The 17,502-nt window shown below is 51.8% G+C and carries 20 protein-coding genes; 12 read left to right on the top strand and 8 right to left on the bottom strand.

All coding sequences use genetic code 11. The features are described from left to right. The first annotated feature begins 187 nt into the window (after positions 1–187). The 3 genes from fdhD to ACI2I2_RS12855 all read left to right on the top strand — a co-directional run bounded on the left by fdhD (position 188) and on the right by ACI2I2_RS12855 (position 2,603). The gene (gene fdhD / locus ACI2I2_RS12865) at positions 188–973 is read left to right on the top strand and encodes a formate dehydrogenase accessory sulfurtransferase FdhD (protein WP_404658295.1); all 786 of its coding nucleotides are present in this window, start codon (positions 188–190) and stop codon (positions 971–973) included. Between the two features lie 202 nt (positions 974–1,175). Next, positions 1,176–2,219, top strand: a complete 1,044-nt coding sequence (locus ACI2I2_RS12860) for a YiiG family protein (protein ID WP_404658256.1) — start codon at positions 1,176–1,178, stop codon at positions 2,217–2,219. A 171-nt stretch (positions 2,220–2,390) separates the two neighbouring features. After that, the gene (locus tag ACI2I2_RS12855; RefSeq protein ID WP_404658255.1) at positions 2,391–2,603 is read left to right on the top strand and encodes a DUF1471 domain-containing protein; all 213 of its coding nucleotides are present in this window, start codon (positions 2,391–2,393) and stop codon (positions 2,601–2,603) included. A 42-nt stretch (positions 2,604–2,645) separates the two neighbouring features. Here ACI2I2_RS12855 and ACI2I2_RS12850 read toward each other — a convergent pair whose 3' ends face one another. Genes ACI2I2_RS12850 through ACI2I2_RS12835 form a run of 4 tightly spaced genes read right to left on the bottom strand, consistent with a single transcriptional unit; the run spans position 2,646 to position 7,353 of the window. Beyond that, positions 2,646–4,391, bottom strand: coding sequence for a putative frv operon regulatory protein (locus ACI2I2_RS12850; RefSeq protein WP_404658254.1), 1,746 nt, complete (start codon positions 4,389–4,391; stop codon positions 2,646–2,648). 6 nt (positions 4,392–4,397) lie between these two features. Further along, positions 4,398–5,459, bottom strand: coding sequence for an aminopeptidase (locus ACI2I2_RS12845; protein WP_404658253.1), 1,062 nt, complete (start codon positions 5,457–5,459; stop codon positions 4,398–4,400). After that, positions 5,440–6,894 (bottom strand): PTS fructose-like transporter subunit IIBC, encoded by a 1,455-nt coding sequence (locus ACI2I2_RS12840; protein ID WP_404658252.1) that lies wholly within the window; start codon positions 6,892–6,894, stop codon positions 5,440–5,442. The genes ACI2I2_RS12845 and ACI2I2_RS12840 overlap by 20 nt, the downstream gene beginning before the upstream one ends. Positions 6,895–6,906: 12 nt before the next feature. Next, positions 6,907–7,353: a PTS fructose transporter subunit IIA gene (locus tag ACI2I2_RS12835; protein ID WP_404658251.1), complete on the bottom strand. Its 447-nt coding sequence runs from the start codon at positions 7,351–7,353 to the stop codon at positions 6,907–6,909. Between the two features lie 468 nt (positions 7,354–7,821). Here ACI2I2_RS12835 and ACI2I2_RS12830 point away from each other — a divergent pair, with 468 nt between their 5' ends. From ACI2I2_RS12830 to ACI2I2_RS12800, 7 genes are all read left to right on the top strand, one after another. After that, positions 7,822–8,802, top strand: coding sequence for a 6-phosphofructokinase (locus ACI2I2_RS12830; protein ID WP_404658250.1), 981 nt, complete (start codon positions 7,822–7,824; stop codon positions 8,800–8,802). Between the two features lie 11 nt (positions 8,803–8,813). Continuing rightward, positions 8,814–9,128, top strand: coding sequence for a PTS sugar transporter subunit IIB (locus tag ACI2I2_RS12825; protein ID WP_330984206.1), 315 nt, complete (start codon positions 8,814–8,816; stop codon positions 9,126–9,128). After that, complete coding sequence (locus ACI2I2_RS12820; protein ID WP_404658249.1) at positions 9,121–10,488, top strand: PTS sugar transporter subunit IIC; 1,368 nt, start codon at positions 9,121–9,123, stop codon at positions 10,486–10,488. Before ACI2I2_RS12825 ends, ACI2I2_RS12820 begins: the two co-directional genes overlap by 8 nt. Then, complete coding sequence (locus tag ACI2I2_RS12815; RefSeq protein ID WP_404658294.1) at positions 10,475–11,317, top strand: ketose-bisphosphate aldolase; 843 nt, start codon at positions 10,475–10,477, stop codon at positions 11,315–11,317. Before ACI2I2_RS12820 ends, ACI2I2_RS12815 begins: the two co-directional genes overlap by 14 nt. 61 nt (positions 11,318–11,378) lie before the next feature. Beyond that, positions 11,379–11,648 carry a hypothetical protein gene (locus ACI2I2_RS12810; RefSeq protein WP_404658248.1) on the top strand — a complete coding sequence of 90 codons (270 nt, stop codon included), beginning with the start codon at positions 11,379–11,381 and terminating at the stop codon, positions 11,646–11,648. A gap of 9 nt (positions 11,649–11,657) precedes the next feature. Further along, a complete protein-coding gene (locus ACI2I2_RS12805; RefSeq protein WP_404658247.1) occupies positions 11,658–12,095 on the top strand; it encodes a PTS sugar transporter subunit IIA in 438 nt (145 codons plus the stop codon). Then, complete coding sequence (locus ACI2I2_RS12800) at positions 12,092–12,676, top strand: AAA family ATPase (RefSeq protein WP_404658246.1); 585 nt, start codon at positions 12,092–12,094, stop codon at positions 12,674–12,676. The genes ACI2I2_RS12805 and ACI2I2_RS12800 overlap by 4 nt, the downstream gene beginning before the upstream one ends. Here ACI2I2_RS12800 and ACI2I2_RS12795 read toward each other — a convergent pair. Next, positions 12,642–12,965: an AzlD domain-containing protein gene (locus tag ACI2I2_RS12795; protein ID WP_404658245.1), complete on the bottom strand. Its 324-nt coding sequence runs from the start codon at positions 12,963–12,965 to the stop codon at positions 12,642–12,644. The genes ACI2I2_RS12800 and ACI2I2_RS12795 overlap by 35 nt on opposite strands. After that, complete coding sequence (locus ACI2I2_RS12790) at positions 12,965–13,627, bottom strand: AzlC family ABC transporter permease (RefSeq protein WP_404658244.1); 663 nt, start codon at positions 13,625–13,627, stop codon at positions 12,965–12,967. Before ACI2I2_RS12790 ends, ACI2I2_RS12795 begins: the two co-directional genes overlap by 1 nt. 114 nt (positions 13,628–13,741) lie before the next feature. On the opposite strand from ACI2I2_RS12790, the gene ACI2I2_RS12785 reads away from it, so the two are divergent. Together ACI2I2_RS12785 and ACI2I2_RS12780 are read left to right on the top strand one after the other, a co-directional pair. After that, entirely contained in the window at positions 13,742–14,290 is a 549-nt protein-coding gene (locus ACI2I2_RS12785) for a helix-turn-helix domain-containing protein (RefSeq protein ID WP_404658243.1), read from the top strand. 283 nt (positions 14,291–14,573) lie between these two features. After that, positions 14,574–15,962 carry a carbohydrate porin gene (locus ACI2I2_RS12780; RefSeq protein WP_404658242.1) on the top strand — a complete coding sequence of 463 codons (1,389 nt, stop codon included), beginning with the start codon at positions 14,574–14,576 and terminating at the stop codon, positions 15,960–15,962. Positions 15,963–16,015: 53 nt separating this feature from the next. Here the strand turns inward: ACI2I2_RS12780 and rhaM are convergent, their stop codons facing one another. Then, positions 16,016–16,330 carry an L-rhamnose mutarotase gene (gene rhaM / locus ACI2I2_RS12775; RefSeq protein WP_404658241.1) on the bottom strand — a complete coding sequence of 105 codons (315 nt, stop codon included), beginning with the start codon at positions 16,328–16,330 and terminating at the stop codon, positions 16,016–16,018. Further along, positions 16,327–17,475 (bottom strand): lactaldehyde reductase, encoded by a 1,149-nt coding sequence (gene fucO / locus ACI2I2_RS12770; protein ID WP_404658240.1) that lies wholly within the window; start codon positions 17,473–17,475, stop codon positions 16,327–16,329. The genes rhaM and fucO overlap by 4 nt, the downstream gene beginning before the upstream one ends. Positions 17,476–17,502 lie beyond the last annotated feature (27 nt).

Genomic DNA, 17,502 nt, shown 5'->3' with positions numbered 1-17,502 from the left:
AAGGGGATGGATTGTTATTAACCTTTGCGGTCGATGCCGCAAAGGTTCAGAATTAGGGTAATTTCCCTCATTCCCGGAGGGATATGCTCAGAATACCACATTGTGTGTATGTGTGTTCCAATACGGTTAATGCAAAGTGAACGAAAACCCATCAAAACAGGTCAGTAATGTGATTGAAATCACTGGAATGCGCCAGGTGAGTCTGTGGAAACGGCAAGATCTCCACCACACGCAGCAGGACGAACTGGCTGAAGAAGTGCCCGTGGCGCTGGTTTACAACGGGATTTCGCATGTTGTGATGATGGCGTCGCCGAAAGACCTCGAATGGTTCGCCATTGGTTTTTCCTTATCCGAAGGGGTTATAGAGAACCGCTCTGACATTTACGGTATGGATGTGGTGCAAGTCTGCAATGGGCTTGAGGTTCAGATTGAGCTGTCCAGTCGCCGTTTTATGGCCCTGAAAGAGCGCCGCCGCGCACTGGCCGGACGCACAGGCTGTGGCGTTTGCGGCGTTGAACAGCTCAATGATGTGGGCCGCCCGATTACGCCGCTGCCGTTTACCCAAACCTTCAACCTGAAATATCTCGACCTCGCGCTGGAACACCTCAATGATGTGCAGCCTGTGGGCCGCATGACGGGTTGTACTCACGCCGCGGCATGGGTGATGCCGGATGGCAAACTGGCGGGTGGGCTTGAAGATGTCGGCCGCCATGTCGCGCTCGATAAACTGCTTGGCAAACGTGCCGCAGAAGAAAAGGCGTGGGAACAGGGCGCAGTATTGGTGTCGAGCCGCGCCAGTTACGAAATGGTGCAGAAAGCGGCGATGTGCGGGGTGGAAATTCTGTTTGCTGTCTCCGCAGCGACCACGCTGGCAGTAGAAGTGGCCGAACGCTGCAACCTGACACTGGTGGGTTTTTGCAAGCCAGGCAGAGCAACGATTTATACCCATCCGCAGCGGTTAATTGCCCCTTAATCTTCCGCACGGTTTGCCTGAATCGGGTTTTATTCAGTGATAAAATCTATGCTGTTGCTGCAATCATTTTAAATGCATGACTATTATCTCTATTTTATTCGTCAATGTGTGTTTATTTAATTGCCCTGTATCGGACATGGAGCCCATCTAATAAATTGGTTATGATGAATTTCTTAAATTTATATAATCATGGATGGCGTGTATGAAACGAAGTTTATTATTTGCGACAATAATTATCAGTATCGGTGTGTCCAGTTTAACAGGGTGTGATGATAAAAAAGAGGAAACGGCAAAAGCCCCCGCAGCAAATACTCAACCCGCCAGCCCGGCACCTGCTGAAAAGCCGCAGTCAAAGCCCGAAGTGCAACCCGCGACGGCTCAAAATGCGCAAACAGATCCTGAAAGCATCTACGACGAAAAAATGGGCGTGTACGTCAAATGCTTTAATGCATTACAGCTGCCTGTAAATCGCAGCCTGACGCGTTACGCGAGCTGGTTGAAGGATTTTAAAAAAGGGCCAACCGGGAAAGAGGACATTGTCTACGGCACCTATGGGATAACCCTCTCCACGTTGGCTAGCTGTGGTACGGATATGAAGCACGTGGTGGCACTTAAGCCGGAGCTGGCGCCGATCGATGGCGTAGCGGATCACTATATTGATGCTATAACAGCCCTGGGAAATACCATTAATGAAATGGACAGCTATTACACTCAGGAAAATTATAAAGACGATGGCTTTGTGAAAGGGAAAGCGCTGCATCAGGAATTACTCAAAAATATAGCTACCTTTGAGCCTGTGGCTGATAAATATCATGCCGCAATCGTTGAGGTCAATGACAGGCGTCAGAGGGTTGAGCTGGAAAAAATAGAAAAAGCAGAAGGGAAGACCTTTCATTACTATGCCCTGTCGACTGTTATCCAGGCTAAGCAAATCAACAAGGTTATTGCCCAGGATAAATTTGATGGGCAGGTCATGATGGAAAAAGTCACAGAGCTGGAAGCAACGGTGAATTTGCTCAAGCAAGCAGATAAACAGAGCCTCAACTTCTCGTTTGTTAACGATGCCGGGCAGTATCAACTTGCGGCGAAGAAATACATCCGCCGTATCCGCGATCATGTGGCCTTCAGCGAAGATGAAAAAGAAGAGCTTAAAGAACCCTTAAGCGCCTGGATGGTGGAAGATTCCTACCCTGCGGCTCTGAAGGCGTACAACAGCATGATCGACAGCTTTAACCTGCTCCGCTGATCCCGGGATCGGCGACCCAAAGCCAGTTGTACCTGACTGGCTTTTTTAATTCAATAAATTTGAATGATGTAAGCAAAACCTTCCGCTATAAGTTGTCAGTCTCTGGGCCTATTATTTATCACATCAAGGCATGGTGCCTTATCAAGACAACTTAATTGAAGGGTTTATATCATGAAAAGCATCAAAACTTTTGTCGCAGTTATCGCTCTGGCTACTTCTTTCGGTTCTTTCGCTGCACAGACAGTGACCGCAACCGCCACCACTATCGACGGTGCTGAAGCGAAAATTGCCGCTCAGGCTCAGGAAGCGGGCGCGTCTTCTTACAAAATTACCCAGGCTTTCAACGGTAATCAGGTCCACATGACTGCAGAACTGAATAAATAAGTTTTAGCCGCTGTCCCTGGCTCCTCTGAGTCCGGGACAGGTTTACTCCCTCAGCAGTGTCAAAAAATCCTCGACGTTTCGTAACCCTGCAATGCTTCCCGGCACATGCTTATATAGCGTGCGTGCTAAATAGCTAAAAATTTTTGATTCGTGCCTGGCAGACGCGCTGGCGCAGGCTATCAGCATATGGCTGACAGGTTCATGGTTAACCGTGAGCGGGCGTGAAAGCGTAATAAAAAATCCCCGAAACGGCGTCTCCTTTTCGCTCCAGCAGTGCGGAATGGCCAACTGATTGACGACCAGATTTTCCCCTTCCTGCTCGCGCTGACAAATGCGCCAGGCTTCATCCGCCGTGAGATATCCTTCACTAGAGAGCCGCTGGCTTACACGGGCGCAAATCTCCAGCCAGCTCTCCCCAGGCTGATTATCATCATGAAAACTGGCCTCCGCCGGAAACAACCTGTGCAGGTTCTGGCGAATAAAAGCAGTGTCGAGAAAATCTTTGATTTGCCCGATACCTGTCGGGGTGATGATGTTGCGGATGTTTAGCACATTTTCAGTGGCGTCATCCAGCGGCAGGTGGCTGTTATTGATGATGCAGACGGGCTGAATTTCTTCGGATATACCCTGCAGGGCAGCGAGGCTGTGCACGATATGCACCCGGCAATTCAGGACGTCACGCTCGATAGCGAGCTTATTGATGGTGGCGATCGCGTTTTGCTCGGTGAGCAGGATCACCGGCTGGCGATCGGTCTGCTGGCGTTCCAGCGCGCAGGCAAAATAAAGGCCAACCAGATCGCTGTCCGAGACGACGACCCCCAATTTTTCCCGCAGAAGATGAATAAAGTGAATACTCATATCAAAGGCCACGGGCCAGGCCGCTTTGAGGTTATTCATGCTGCCCTGTCGATTTTCCGCCACCCACACGGGGGAAGCGGCGCAGCGCGTCACATGTCCGGTTAAGTCCTCGATTAATTGATTATCCAATACGCTGCCAGGGTGCGCTGTTTGCGTGTCGCTGAGCAGTTGCTGAATCAGCGACGGCGTGATGGATTCGGCCTGACTCTGGAGTTCATCCAGCAGCGAAATGAGCACGCAGAGCGTTTTCTCACTGAAATAAAACCCTGCGGCTTCGATACAGCCTGACACCTCGTGATTCACCCTGGTTTGCAAACCGCCGCGCACAAGGTTACGCATGGACCATACCGCGAGGATCACGCTGACCACATAGTCCCGGTGAATAGCAGGCCAGGACGGTAAAGACGCGATGGCCGCAGAAAGCCGCTCTACGGCGGCATAGTTAAAACCAGTCAGTGAAGAAACGAAGGGGTCTTTTTTCAACAGGTTCGCGAGCAGCAAAATTTGCCGAGACTCAGGTTCGTCGATGAAATAACCTACGCCGGGGCGTCCTGCGAGGGTAAAAATTTTTTCATAGCGCTGGCGCAGTTTCACCAGCTTATCGGCAACCAGCGTTTCCGGAAGATGCAAAGCATCCGCCAGTTGAAGGCGAGTGGTAAACCCGTTCAGCAAGAGCAGCGCCAGCAACTGATCGTCATTGTCGTGGCGCTGCAGGAGCTGGAAGTAGTGCTTACGGTCGAGGATTTCCAGGTGAACGCCCGCGTTGCCTTGATTGATCACCCGCGCACGACCGCTGAGCGTAAAATTCAGGTAGTCGATATCACGGGTGATTGTTCGGGCAGAAACGCCAGCCTGTTGCGCCAGCTCCGCAAGCGCGCTGGCCTGATGTTCCAGTTTTTCTAAAAGCCCGAGCTGACGTTCGTTAAGCATCCCTGATCACCTGAAATCACAAAGTGTGGCCACCGTATCACCGTTCAACTGTTGCAAGAGGTGACGCACCACGGAAAACAGCGATGCGTAATCCTTTTCAGAAATCATCCCACTGTTGGCGTGCAGATAGCGTGTTGGCAGGCAAAGTGCCAGCACCGGGCGACCACCTCCCATTACGTTGTAGCGCCCGCCGTCTGTTGCCCCTGTTTTCATGATGCAAAACTGAAGGTCGGTTTCGGTTTTTTCCGCCGACGCTTTCAGCAGAGCCGTGAGCTTCTGATTCGGAAAATAGCGCTTATCAAACAGCATCGCCGCAGGGCCGTTGCCCAGCTTCAGCGGAAACTTCACTTTATCGATGCCGGGTACATCCCCTGCCACGGCGGTGTCCAGCACAATGACTACGTCAGGTTTAAGGGTTTCTGCCGATGTCTGAGCGCCACGCAGGCCGACTTCTTCCTCCACGCTCGCCACGCCATACAGAGTAATCGCCGGGTTATTGACGGACATAAACAGCTCAGCCATTAATGCGCATCCGGCACGGTTGTCGAGCGCTTTGGCGACGATTTTGTCCTCGCCCCAGCGTGCGAAATTGCCTTCCGGGCTGATAAAGTCGCCAATGAAAATTCCACGGTTGGCCACTTCTTCGCGACTGTTGGCACCAATATCGATGAACATCTCATCAAAATCGACCGGCTGCTGTTTTTGCTTTTCAGTCAGCGCGTGCGGGGCAACCGAACCAATTACGCCCGGCACATGCTGACCGGAGCGTGTGCGCACGGTCACCCGGTGGTTGAGCATTGACTGGCTCCACCATCCGCCCACGGTGGCAAAACGCAGAAAGCCGTCGTCGGTGATGTGGCTGACCATGAACCCCACTTCGTCCATGTGCCCAACAATCGCCACTTTTGGCCCGTGGCTGCCTTTGCGGGCGATAAAACTGCCCAGCCCGTCAAAGCTGATTTCCTCGGCGTGGCCCTCTAGTGTGGCGCGCAAAATATCGCGAACTTCCTGTTCATCACCGCTCACGGCGGTGGCCTGGCACAGCTGCTTAAGCAGTTCGTTGTTCATGAGCCGTTTCCTGTTGGGGGGTTTTACGTTTAAGCCAGAGGCCTTTCAGCACAATAATCAGTGAGATATTCAGCGCGAGCCCGATCGCCAGCACCAGATAGAACGACCCGACCGGGGACATCAGCCCAATCAGCGGATCGAACACGCCAAGACCAGGCGCAAGACGCTTAATGCCGAAAGCAATGACCAGCATGCCGGTGATGCCGCCGCTAAGGGTGTTGGCGGTAATCATCGGCAGTGGGGCAGCCAACGCATAAGGAATGGCCGGTTCGGTAGCGACAGTTGCACCGACGACGATGGCGCTACTGGCGGCGCTTTTTTCCTGTTGCGTGAACAGTTTTGGTGCGATGTAGGTGGCGATCCCCGCCGCCATCGGTGGCATTAGCGCCACCACGCCCACAATGGCGTACCAGTCATAAATGTGTTTTTCGAGCAGCGAGAAGCAGAAGAACCACGCCGTTTTATTAATGGGCCCACCCATATCGAACGCCAGCATCGCCCCGACCAGGAACGCCGCGCCAAGCTTCATCGAGGGCGGAATGGTGTTGAGGAAATGCAGCAGGCCGCCCATCAAATCGGACATAAACGGCCCGACGAGGTAGTAGGTGAGCACGCCAAACAGCAGAAGGGTAACAAACGGAATCAACATTGAACCGAGCAACGGTTGCAGGGCTTTACCCAGGCGAACCTTGCGAAACCACAGGACGAAATAGCCAATCGCCAGTCCAAGTACCACCGCGCCCAGAAAACCCGCGCCGGACTGTGTGCCGAGCAGGCCTTTATCGTTAGCGAGATAGCACACCAGAAACGCCGGGGCGAAGGCGGGTTTATCGGCAATCGACGAGGCGATATATGCCCCCATAATCGGGATCATAAAGGTGAACCCGAGGTAGCCGATGGATTCGACAACCCAGGTAAATGACGGCGCGCCTTTGGCCATGTCGGTGTAAGGCAGTCCCATTTGCACCAGCATGTTGGCGATGGCGACAAGAATACCGCCGCCGATGACAAACGGCAGTGCCGCAGACACGCCCGCCATTAAGTGGCTCATCACGCTGCCCTGCACAACGTCCTGTTTGCCCAGCTTCATGGCGCTATCTGCGCTAAATATCTGAGAATTGGTGGGTAATTGAGTAAAAATCTGATCGATATTCTTCAGCGCCTGTGAAATGGGGATTTCATAGACTTTTTTCCCGACGAAGCGCTGACGGTCATCGTTACTGATCCCACGTCCGGTAGCGAGAATAACGTAATCTGCCGCTGCAATTTCAGCGTCGCTCAGGCGGTTTTCGACTCCGCTTGAGCCTTGCGTTTCGACCCGAATGACATGGCCCAGCGCACGGGCTTTCTGTTCCAGCGCTTCGGCCACCATATAAGTGTGGGCGATCCCCGCCGGGCAGTTGGTGATGGCAACAACGCGCAATGATGATTCCATGGCAGCTTCCTTTTACTCGCTAAGCGTCTGATTAAGCAGGGTGAGAAGGTGGCTGACGTCACCCGTTTGCAGCTGGCTGATAAAGTCGGCGTGAATGATTTTGCGGCACAGGCTGCCGATCATTTTCACCTGATTGTCTTCACCTTCCTGAGGCACGCCGATGCAAATCCAGCAGTTAACCGCTTCGCCGTCGGCGGCTTTCCAGTCGACGGGTTCCGATTTACGGGCAAACAGAACAAAGGGGTGCTTCACGCAGGCGCTTTTGCCATGCGGCACAGCAACACCTGAGCCAAAGCCAGTAGAGTGCAGCTTTTCGCGTTTCAGCAGCGTTTGCAGAAACAGGGCTTTATCCGTGACAAAACCGCGCTGATAAGCCATTTCTGCCAACGCCTTGAGAATGGCGTAGTCAGTATTGCCGCGAATATTGAGGTTGATGCAGTCGGGGGTTATTACAGCCATCACATGACTCCAGAGAAAAAATACCCTCTGATAGTAACGGCTGTCTGGCCCGGTAATGAGCGGTAATATGTCCGTGGAAACTGACAATATGACGTTTAACCCACGAGAAATTATGTGGGGTAAAGCACACTTCGGCGTCATTTGCCGGACGGCAGCGCCCTTTGAAAACAAAAAAACGAGGTAAAGCTCACAAATTTCTCTTTCGGATTTTCCTCTGCCAGGCGCAAAAGCGCTTCCTCGCGTGCTATCGCTCTCTTCTTAATTAACTCCCTGAAATACAATATTAAAATCAGAAAATATTCAGGATCTATTGTTTTTATTAAGTGACGAACATCACAAATAATGCCCTTAAATACCCCATGTCAAACATCTGGCTCAGTGAAATTATGAGATTTTTGTGATCTCAATTGCAAATGTGACTCTTGAAGTCAGGGAAAAATAGTGGAAAGAGACCAGTAAGGATATGAGATGAAAATCGGTATTGTCGTTAGTGGTGGTGATGTTTCAGGCATCAATAACTTTATCTTTCAAATTGCGAGACTGGCTCAGGCGGATATCACTCTTTTTAATGGGGGAATTCCGGGGCTACTGGAAAAACACCATCAGGAAGTGTCTCTCCGCGATTTGGTGGATTACTCTATTTCTGCCATGCCGATCATTACGTCGGGTCGTACGGCGCGAAAACTTATGCGCGTGGAATACGAAGAGATTGCCAAAAAGCTCAAGTCATTACGTATTGATATTTTAATCATGGCGGGTGGCGATGGCTCGTTGCAGTTTTTAAATACCCTGAGCGAATTTGATGTTAATTGCTTTGGCGTCGGCATGACCATCGATAATGACGTGTATGGCAGCGATTATACGATTGGATTTTCAACGGCCTGCGAGCAAATTATTAAGGAAGTGGCCAAGCTCAGAAATACGGGAAGAGCCTTACCCGGCCGGGTGTTTATGGTCGAAGTCCTGGGCGGATATTGCGGTGAGCTTACCCTTCAGGCCGCTATAAAAAGCAATGCGGATCTGGCGCTTATTCCGGAATGCCAGATTCCCCTCGCGAACCTTGTGACACGTATTCAGGACAAACTCAGCCAGCAGAATAGCGTCGTTATTCTCTGCTCTGAGGGCTACACCAGGGAATACTCCCCCGGTTTTCAGGGGGCCGTCGACACCATGATTAAACAGCTGGAACCTAAAATCGGCGTACGCATCCGTAAAGCCATTGTGGGCTTCGGCTTACGCAGTGGAGAACCCACCTGTGAAGAGATATATCAGGGCACCATTATGGCTAGCGAAGTCGTGCGCTGTATTCAGTCCGGCATGAAAAATAAAGCCATTATTATTAATTCCAGCAACAAACCGATTCCGATTGATTTAATTAGTATAACAAAACGTCTGGTAGATACCGAAGGACATCATTATAAACTTGCCATGCAACTCAAAATTATTTGAGGAGACCCTACATGTTAAAAGTTCTTTGCGTATGTGGCTGCGGCCTCGGCTCAAGCTTTGCAATTGAAATGAGTGCTAAAGCCGTATTAAAAAAACTGGAAATTCCGGCGCAGATTGAGCACACCACAGTGTCCGAGGCTGGGGCATTTAAATCTGATTTGATTTTGACCTCGAAAACCTTTGCCGATATTTTAACGGCAGATGCCAGTGAAGAAGAATCGAAGCGCGTCATTATTTTGCAGAAATTAACGGATAAAGAGGAAATCGAAAAGAAAATCGTCGCTTTTCTCAAAGAGAAAAACTTGATGGTGGCCGATCATGAATAGTTTCATCGAATTTATCGTTAAAGATTTGCTGGGGCAGGCTTCGATATTGGTCGCATTTATTGCGATGCTGGGGCTTATCCTGCAAAAGAAATCGCCGGGGAAAATTGCGGAAGGAACGTTTAAAACGCTGCTGGGCTTTCTGATCATGATGGCCGGGATCAATATCATTGTGGCGACGCTGACGTTCCTCAACGATATCTTTACCCAGGGTTTCGGCATGAAGGGCTATATCACCGATGTGGCAGCCATTGCCGGGCTGGCAAACAGAGAGCTCGGCTCTGAAGTGGCGATGACACTGATGGTTATCTTCGCCGTCAATATCATTATTGCCCGACTCACGCCGCTGAAATACATCTTCCTGACCGGGCAAGCCTTACTGTGGATGGCAACCATCGGCACCGTGATTGGCTATAAAGCCGGGTTGACCGGGCTGCCATTAATTTTAACCGGCGGTATTTTCGGTGGCGTCATGGCGGTTGTCATGCCTGCGCTGGCGCAGCCGGTGGTCAGGCGTATTACTGACTCCGATGACGTGGCGCTCGGGCACTTTTGCACCATCGGCTATCTGGTGCAGGCCGCGGTGGCGAAAGTGGTCGGGAAGGGGTCTCGTTCAACGGAAGATCTGGAGCTGCCCGATAACTTCAAATTCCTGCAGGACACCTACCTTTCGATGGCGGTGGTGATGGTGCCGATGTACCTGATCCCTGCTCTGGCGGCCGGCCCGGGCTATATCGCTCAGTTCTCTGGCGGCATGAACTACCTGATGTATGCCTTTATGCAGTCCATTCAGTTTGTAGCGGGCGTGTTTGTTCTCTACAGCGGTGTGCGTTTGCTGTTGAACGAGCTGGTGCCTGCATTCCGTGGGATCGCCATGCGGATTGTGCCGGATGCAAAACCCGCCCTCGACTGTCCGGTACTGTTTCCGTATGCGCCTAATGCCGTGATTGTTGGCTTCCTGGCGACCACCGTTGGCTCAATTATCGGCATGCTGGTGTTCCCGATGTTTGGCCTGGCAATGATCCTGCCCGGCTTACTCACCAACTTCTTTGCCGGGGGCACTGCAGGCGTGTTTGGTAATGCGCTTGGCGGCCGTCGCGGCGCAATGATTGGCGGTGTGGTGCACGGTCTGTTTATCACACTGCTGCCAGCCATTCTGGTACCCATGCTTGAAAGTTACGGCTTCACTGGCGTGACCTTCAGTGATTCCGACGTTATCAGTACCGGCCTGGTTCTGGGCCATGCGTTCCAGAATAACTGGTTGTTCGTCCTGCTGTTTATTGTTTTTGTCGCTGCACTTGCCTGGTTTGTGAATGGCAAATCAACCAAGCCTAAAGGGGAGAAGGTTCATGAGTCTGCTTAATTTTAACGCGATACTGGATGTTGCTCAGCAACGTCAGTTCAAAGCGATTGGGTCATTCAATTTACACTGCATCGAAATGCTGCCCGCTTTTTTCCGGGCGGCCAAAAAAACGGACAGCCCGTTGATGATTCAGATCTCTACCGGCACCGCAGAATATTTGGGGTATAAACTGTTGGTCGATTCCGTCCGCTCATTAGCTGAAAGTGAAAATGTCCCGACGTGTCTGCATCTCGATCATTGCTCTGATATTAAAGCTATCGAAACCGCCATGAATGCCGGATTTTCTTCCGTGATGTATGACGGCTCGCATTTATCGATGGAAGACAATATTGCCAATACCCGAATTGTAGTGGAGATGGCGCGTCCAAGAAATATCTCTGTCGAAGCGGAGTTGGGCGCTATCGGTGGCTCTGAAGATGGAAAGGCCGTGGCGGAAGAAGATATTTGTTTTACGACCGTGGAAGAAGCCAGGCATTTTATTGAAGAAACGCACGTAGATATGCTGGCGGTTTCGGTTGGTACTGTTCATGGGCTATATACGGGGAAAGCCCATATTCAACATCAGCGGCTAAAAGAGATCAGCGAAGCCACCAAAACGCCGCTGGTTCTGCACGGTGGGACGGGCGTCAGCGATGATGACATGCGTCTTGCCGTGACCGAAGGTATTAATAAAGTGAATGTCGGAACCGAAATGAATGTGCAGTGGGTCGGGCAATGCAAGACCATGTTTGAGAAGGGAAAAGTGAACGACAGCGTGCGCAAATTTTTAATCCCGGCAAACGATGCAGTCACCAATGTCTTAATGGAAAAGATCGCCCTGTTTAAATAAGTTCCGTCTATTTTATATTCAAACCCTGGTGCCCCGGCACCCGTCGGGGCTGGAGTCGGCTATGTTTAAATCGCTCAAGTCATTATGGGAAAAAGCGCCAGAGAAGGGTGTGGAAAATGATATTCAGGCGCAACAGCTCGCTGAAGAAATAGCGGAACTGGAGGCGAGGCTTGAAAAAGATCCTCGCGACAGTGAAGCACAGAAACAATTAATGCTGACCTACAACCGTGCGCTAAAAGTGTATGCCAGCAGCCAGCGTTATCGCTCACAGGTGGACACGCTCTTTGAGCAAATTGATGCCTTACGTAATGTGATTCGTCGCAACATATAGGGAGCAGCCATGGCGATTAAAGAATTACTGATTGCAGCCAATGCCATTCAGGTCGGTGTCACACTTTCTCGTTGGCAGGACGTTATTCGTCAGGCGGCCAGGCCGTTGGTCGAGAACGGCTTTATTTCCGAACAGTACGGTGAAGCGGTGATTCAGAATACGCTCGAACACGGGGCTTATTATGTGTTTGATGAGGGTATAGCGATCCCTCATGCTCGGCCGGAGTGTGGGGTGAAGCGCAACTGTTTTAGCATGGTGCTGCTTACCGAGCCGGTCAGGTTCGGCGACAGCGAGGCGGTGGATATCGTCATCATGTTTGGTGCCAGAGACAGTAACGCGCACATTGAAGAAGGTATCCGCGCAATTGTCGACTTGCTGGATAATGATGATCGGCTGGCAAGGCTGAGAGCCGCCAACAGTAAAGAAGAGGTGGTGGCGCTGCTATGAAACACGGTCTGTTAACCGACTGCAAAACGGTCATTCTGGTAAACGGTATTCCCGCGTCGGGGAAAAGCACAGTCACTCGCGAACTCTCAAGCTCTCTGGGCGCGCCTTCGTTGACGATTGACGGAATTAAAGAGCCTTTTATGGCGACCTTCGAAACCATCGATCGGCCCTTTAACCGCAAGTTGGGTTGTGCGGCCTACGAAGTTATCTGGTCTATCATCGCTCAGGCCCCGGCAAACTGCGTATGGATTGTGGATGCCTGGTTTGGTTTTCAACCCAAAGATGCACTGTTGCGTTTCTTACAGCAGGCGGGCGTGGAGCGGGTGCTTGAAGTCTGGAATCAAATTTCACCAGAACTTGCCGTGAGCCGCTACGCTCTTCGCCTGGATGCCCGCAAAATGGGCCATCCAGGCGAAGAGTATTTACCCGAGCTGGCGCAGTTGGCGAGCCGGGCGAAACCGATGATGATTGGCCCGGTTTATCATCTTCACCAGGACCAGCTTCCCGCTGATTTCACTCGGCTGACGGCCTGGGTAAAAGAACACATTACGGAAGGCCAGCCAGCCTTAATAACGCCGTAACCACCGCGGCGGCGATGATCACCACAATCAGCGGCACTTTTCGCCAGGCCAGGAACACCGCGACAGCGACGCCAATCACCCTGGCGCTGCCGGCAAAATGGCTGCCTTCAAAGAACGTTGCCGCTAAAGCCACCGCAAACAGCAAGGTGGTGGCTGCATCATTGAGCATGGCCTGTGAGCGTTCTGATAAGGCCAGCTTGCCGCCCAGTTTCGCTCCACCGAAGCGCATCAGGTAAGTCCCGACGGACAACACCGCAATCCCCACGATAATCCATACCGTTTCGCCCATTATTTCTTCCTCGCGAAAATACCCAGCAGGGATAACAGTACCGGCACACCCGCAGGCGTGAACGGCACAGAAGCCAGAGAGACAACGGCACCGGTCATGGCGCGAATAAGCGTTGTGCGATTTTTAAAGGCCGGGATAACCAGCGCGAGCAAAATTGCCGGGAACACGGCATCCAGGCCGATGGTTTCCGGTGAAGGAAGCAGTTTGCCTACACCACTTCCCAGTAGCACGCCCAGCGGCCAAAGAATGGCGACGCCGCTGCCGCATAACCAGTAGGCGACTTTGCGCTGCTCCGGCGTAGGCTGCGACATCCCAAACACCACACTCTCATCATTCATGATATGGCAGCCCAGCAGGCTGGCGGCACGTTTGCCGACCAGATCGCGCACAGCCACGCCAAAAGGAATATGGCGGGCATTGACCAGTAAGCCTGCCGCCGCAGCCGCAAGCGGATTGCCTCCGCTGGCAATGATGCCGATGAACATAAATTCAGAAGCACCCGCCAGGACTAACGTGGATAACGCCAGCGGAACCCAGAGCGGAAAGCCCCAGGACATCGCCAGTGAACCGTAGGAAACGCCCACCACACCCACAGCCACGCAGACCAGAATAATGGCTTTGATGGTGTCGGCTTTCAGGCAGGAGAGAGAATGTTTGAGCATACAATTTTAGCCATATCGAACGAGTATCCATTATAATGAACGCAGCCAGATCGTTTTTCAAGATGAACGATTCGTTCGATTTAACCTTCTATCGCAACAAATACGGAGCCGTGTATGACACAGCCAATCAGCGTCATCGCCAAAAGTCTGGTGCGGGAACGCCAGCGAACCGGGCTGTCGCTGGCGGAAATTGCTCGCCGTGCCGGGATAGCCAAATCTACGCTGTCACAGCTTGAAGCGGGCAACGGTAATCCTAGCCTGGAAACGTTATGGTCGCTGTGCGTTGCGCTGGATATTCCTTTTGCGCGTCTGCTTGAGCCGCAGGCGGCGACAACGCAGGTGATTCGCCGTGGAGAGGGCACCAAAGTGGTGGCGGAACAAGCCAACTATCAGGCCATTTTGCTGGCGACCTGTCCACCGGGTGCGCGTCGTGACATCTATCTGCTGATGACCCAGCCGGGGGCCGACCGTATCTCTCACCCCCACCCGCCAGGATCGGTTGAACATATTATCGTGACGCAGGGCCGGGCATTGGTTGGGCTGACGGAAGCGCCTGAAGAGCTGAATGAAGGGGATTACATTTGTTACCCGGCAGACAGAGAACATGTGTTTAAAGCCCTGGAAGAAGATACCCAGGCCATTCTGGTCGCCGAACAGAATTAATGATAACCGGCCTCAATATTGAGGCCGTATTATTTATAAATAATCCATGAAAAAAATTTCAGACGTTATACCGCTCACGTTGTGAGTTATTTTTCATGTCGTCTTTTCTCCCTTAATAATATTCTCCTTAGGTTTGTTCTTTTCCTTAGCGCAAACAATCAGTTGGCTAACTTGTAGATAAGTTGGCTGATGAATGAAAAATAGAAATAGTATTCATCGCAAATATCTATTCATGGCGAAATTGTGTTTCGCTTTATTTTTATTTCCTCAAGGATTGTGACACATGAGAAAAACGACACTGGCTGTCGCTATCGGGCTATTTTTATGCGCGAATGCCGCCTCAGCAAAATCAACCCAACTCACCGTAGAACAACGACTGGAATTACTGGAACAGCGATTAATCTCTGCCGAAAACCGGGCAGCGGCGGCGGAACAGGAAGTGGTTCATCTGAAAGCGCAGCAAACGGTAGACAGACAAGAGTTACAAGACGTTCAACAACGCGTCACTGTCAAAAATGAAACGCCAAAAGAAGAGACGGCGAAGAACGCCTCCAGTCCGGCACTTTCCTTATCCGGTTATGGCGACCTTAAAATCTACGGCGACGTCGAATTTAACATGGATGCGGAAAGTAAGCGCGGCATGCTGGCGATGACCAGTGCCAACCTGAATAACCCTAACGATAATGAAAACTGGAACCTTAACGGGCGAATTCTGTTAGGTTTCGACGGCATGCGAAAACTGGAAAATGGCTATTTCGCCGGTTTCTCTGCACAGCCTTTAGCGGATATGACCGGATCGGTGGATCTCGATGATGCGGTCTTCTTCTTTGGCCAGGAAAACGACTGGAAAGTGAAAGTCGGGCGTTTTGAAGCCTACGATATGTTCCCGCTGAATCAGGATACCTTTGTCGAGCATTCCGGCAACACGGCGAACGATTTGTATGACGACGGGAACGGTTATATCTACATGATGAAGGAAGGGCGCGGGCGCTCCGATGCGGGCGGTAACTTCCTGATGAGCAAGCAGATAGACAACTGGTATTTCGAACTGAACACCCTGCTGGAAGATGGCACCTCTCTTTATAACGAAGGGGGTTACCATGGACGTGATATGGAACAGCAGAAAAACGTCGCTTATTTACGCCCGGTCATTTCCTGGTCTGAAGGCGCATTTTCTGTTGCCGCGGCGATGGAAGCGAACGTCGTGAGTAATGCGTATGGCTATGACGATGAAAATGGAAATTTTGTCGATCAGTCCGATCGTACCGGTTACGGGATGACCATGACCTGGAACGGCCTGAAAAACGATCCGGATGACGGCATTGTCGTGAACCTGAATACGGCTTATATGGATGCGCCAGAAGAGAAAGACTTCACCGCAGGCATTAACGCCCTGTGGCAGCGCTTCGAACTGGGTTACATCTATGCGCACAATAAAATCGACGATTTCAGTGGCGTGATTTGCGATAACGACTGCTGGATAACCGATGAAGGCACCTACGATATCCACACGGTTCACGCGTCCTATCAAATCCCGAACGTGATGGATATGCAGAACTTCAATATCTACCTGGGCGCTTATTACTCCATTCTTGATGCTGAGGATAAACCCTCCGACAGCGATAACGACGACCGTTATGGGGCTCGCGTGCGGTTTAAATATTATTTCTGATAGCAAAATGCCCGGCGGAATTCCCGTCGGGCGTTAGTTAGTGATACCGTGATTTATTCCAGCCAGAACACTTCTTTCAGTTCCGCACTCACCGGGCTGTTATCCGGATTAGACGGCATCACTTCACCCATGTATTTCCACCAGCGCTGGCAGACATCGGTGCTGGCGACAGCATTCCAGCGTTCCTCGGATTCAATTTCTACCGTGGCGAACAGCAGGTTCCGCGCTTTATCCAGATAGATGGCGTAATGGTGCGCGCCGTGGTCTTTGAGCACCGATTCCAGTTCCGGCCAGATAGGGTTATGGCGGCGCTCATATTCATCGTGCATGTGCGGATGCACCTGCATGACAAACGCTTTGCGGATCATAAAGCCTCCAGATAGAGTTCACGCACTTCGTCGCGGCTGGCGGTGCGTGGGTTACATGGCGCGCAAGGATCGGCGAGGGCTTTGTCCAGCCAGCCTTCGATATCCGCTTTGGTCACGCCGAGTTTGCTGAAGCCAGAAGGAATCCCCACTCGGGCACTCAGATCGCGAATGGCCTGAATCGCCGACATGCTCGCCGCTTCATCGGTCATGCCACGAGTCTCTACACCCATGGCTTGTGCCACGCGAGCGAAACGCGCTACGGCATTCGGACGGTTAAAGTTTTCGATGATAGGCAGCAGGATGGCGTTACAAACGCCGTGCGGCAGGTTGTGGGTTGCGCCAGGCTGATGCGCCAGGGCATGCACCAAACCCAGACCGGCGCTGTTAAAGGCCATCCCCGCCAGATACTGACCGAAAGCCATTTGTTCACGCGCTTCCAGATTGTGACCGTCGTCGACGGCTTTTGGCAGCCAGAGGGTGATCAGACGAATCGCTTCCAGCGCGTTAGCGTCTGTCAGTGGATGTGCGCCAACAGAAACATAGGCTTCGATTGCATGCGTTAACGCATCCATCCCTGTGGCTGCGGTGACGGATGCAGGAATATCTAACATCACGCTGGCATCATCGACGGCGATATCCGGGATGATGTTCGAGTCGATGATCACTTCTTTGACCTGGCGCTCGCTGTCGATGATGACCGCATTGCTGGTCATCTCTGCTGCGGTGCCTGCGGTGGTGTTGATGGCGACCAGATGCACACCCGGATTTTTCACTTTGCCCACGCCGGAATAGTTGGTTGACGGACCTGGGTTGGCGGTGAGGATTTTAATGGCTTTCGCTGTATCAATCGGGCTGCCGCCGCCGAAGGCAATAATGTAATCACATTCTGCGTCACGGAAGGCCTGATACCCTTTCTGCACCAGCGCTTCCGTTGGGTTCGGGAAAACCTCATCGAACAGTTGCCAGGACATCTCATGCTCGTCCATAGCGGTGAACAGGCTATCCAGCAGCCCCATTTTGACCAACTGACCGTCGGTGACAATCAGGGCTTTACCCCATTGCTTGCCTGAGACCAGATTAACCATATCGCCAATAGCGCCCGCACCGTGCAGGCTGATTTTGGGCAGTGCCAACATAAAGCTCATACGTATTCTCCTTAACATTGTTGATTT

It is taken from the genome of Scandinavium sp. NPDC088450 (genome assembly GCF_044900545.1).
Lineage (GTDB): Bacteria > Pseudomonadota > Gammaproteobacteria > Enterobacterales > Enterobacteriaceae > Scandinavium.
This window is presented reverse-complemented; position numbering and strand designations above follow the sequence as displayed.

Bases quoted from the DNA above. Each gene is read 5' to 3' on its own strand.
- ACI2I2_RS12780 (WP_404658242.1), top strand. From the start codon at position 14,574: ATGAGAAAAACGACACTGGCTGTCGCTATCGGGCTATTTTTATGCGCG.
- ACI2I2_RS12840 (WP_404658252.1), bottom strand. From the start codon at position 6,894: ATGGAATCATCATTGCGCGTTGTTGCCATCACCAACTGCCCGGCGGGG.
- fucO (WP_404658240.1), bottom strand. From the start codon at position 17,475: ATGAGCTTTATGTTGGCACTGCCCAAAATCAGCCTGCACGGTGCGGGC.
- ACI2I2_RS12830 (WP_404658250.1), top strand. From the start codon at position 7,822: ATGAAAATCGGTATTGTCGTTAGTGGTGGTGATGTTTCAGGCATCAAT.
- ACI2I2_RS12860 (WP_404658256.1), top strand. From the start codon at position 1,176: ATGAAACGAAGTTTATTATTTGCGACAATAATTATCAGTATCGGTGTG.
- ACI2I2_RS12820 (WP_404658249.1), top strand. From the start codon at position 9,121: ATGAATAGTTTCATCGAATTTATCGTTAAAGATTTGCTGGGGCAGGCT.
- ACI2I2_RS12800 (WP_404658246.1), top strand. From the start codon at position 12,092: ATGAAACACGGTCTGTTAACCGACTGCAAAACGGTCATTCTGGTAAAC.
- ACI2I2_RS12805 (WP_404658247.1), top strand. From the start codon at position 11,658: ATGGCGATTAAAGAATTACTGATTGCAGCCAATGCCATTCAGGTCGGT.
- ACI2I2_RS12795 (WP_404658245.1), bottom strand. From the start codon at position 12,965: ATGGGCGAAACGGTATGGATTATCGTGGGGATTGCGGTGTTGTCCGTC.
- fdhD (WP_404658295.1), top strand. From the start codon at position 188: ATGCGCCAGGTGAGTCTGTGGAAACGGCAAGATCTCCACCACACGCAG.
- ACI2I2_RS12845 (WP_404658253.1), bottom strand. From the start codon at position 5,459: ATGAACAACGAACTGCTTAAGCAGCTGTGCCAGGCCACCGCCGTGAGC.
- ACI2I2_RS12810 (WP_404658248.1), top strand. From the start codon at position 11,379: ATGTTTAAATCGCTCAAGTCATTATGGGAAAAAGCGCCAGAGAAGGGT.
- ACI2I2_RS12815 (WP_404658294.1), top strand. From the start codon at position 10,475: ATGAGTCTGCTTAATTTTAACGCGATACTGGATGTTGCTCAGCAACGT.
- ACI2I2_RS12785 (WP_404658243.1), top strand. From the start codon at position 13,742: ATGACACAGCCAATCAGCGTCATCGCCAAAAGTCTGGTGCGGGAACGC.
- rhaM (WP_404658241.1), bottom strand. From the start codon at position 16,330: ATGATCCGCAAAGCGTTTGTCATGCAGGTGCATCCGCACATGCACGAT.
- ACI2I2_RS12825 (WP_330984206.1), top strand. From the start codon at position 8,814: ATGTTAAAAGTTCTTTGCGTATGTGGCTGCGGCCTCGGCTCAAGCTTT.
- ACI2I2_RS12790 (WP_404658244.1), bottom strand. From the start codon at position 13,627: ATGCTCAAACATTCTCTCTCCTGCCTGAAAGCCGACACCATCAAAGCC.
- ACI2I2_RS12855 (WP_404658255.1), top strand. From the start codon at position 2,391: ATGAAAAGCATCAAAACTTTTGTCGCAGTTATCGCTCTGGCTACTTCT.
- ACI2I2_RS12850 (WP_404658254.1), bottom strand. From the start codon at position 4,391: ATGCTTAACGAACGTCAGCTCGGGCTTTTAGAAAAACTGGAACATCAG.
- ACI2I2_RS12835 (WP_404658251.1), bottom strand. From the start codon at position 7,353: ATGGCTGTAATAACCCCCGACTGCATCAACCTCAATATTCGCGGCAAT.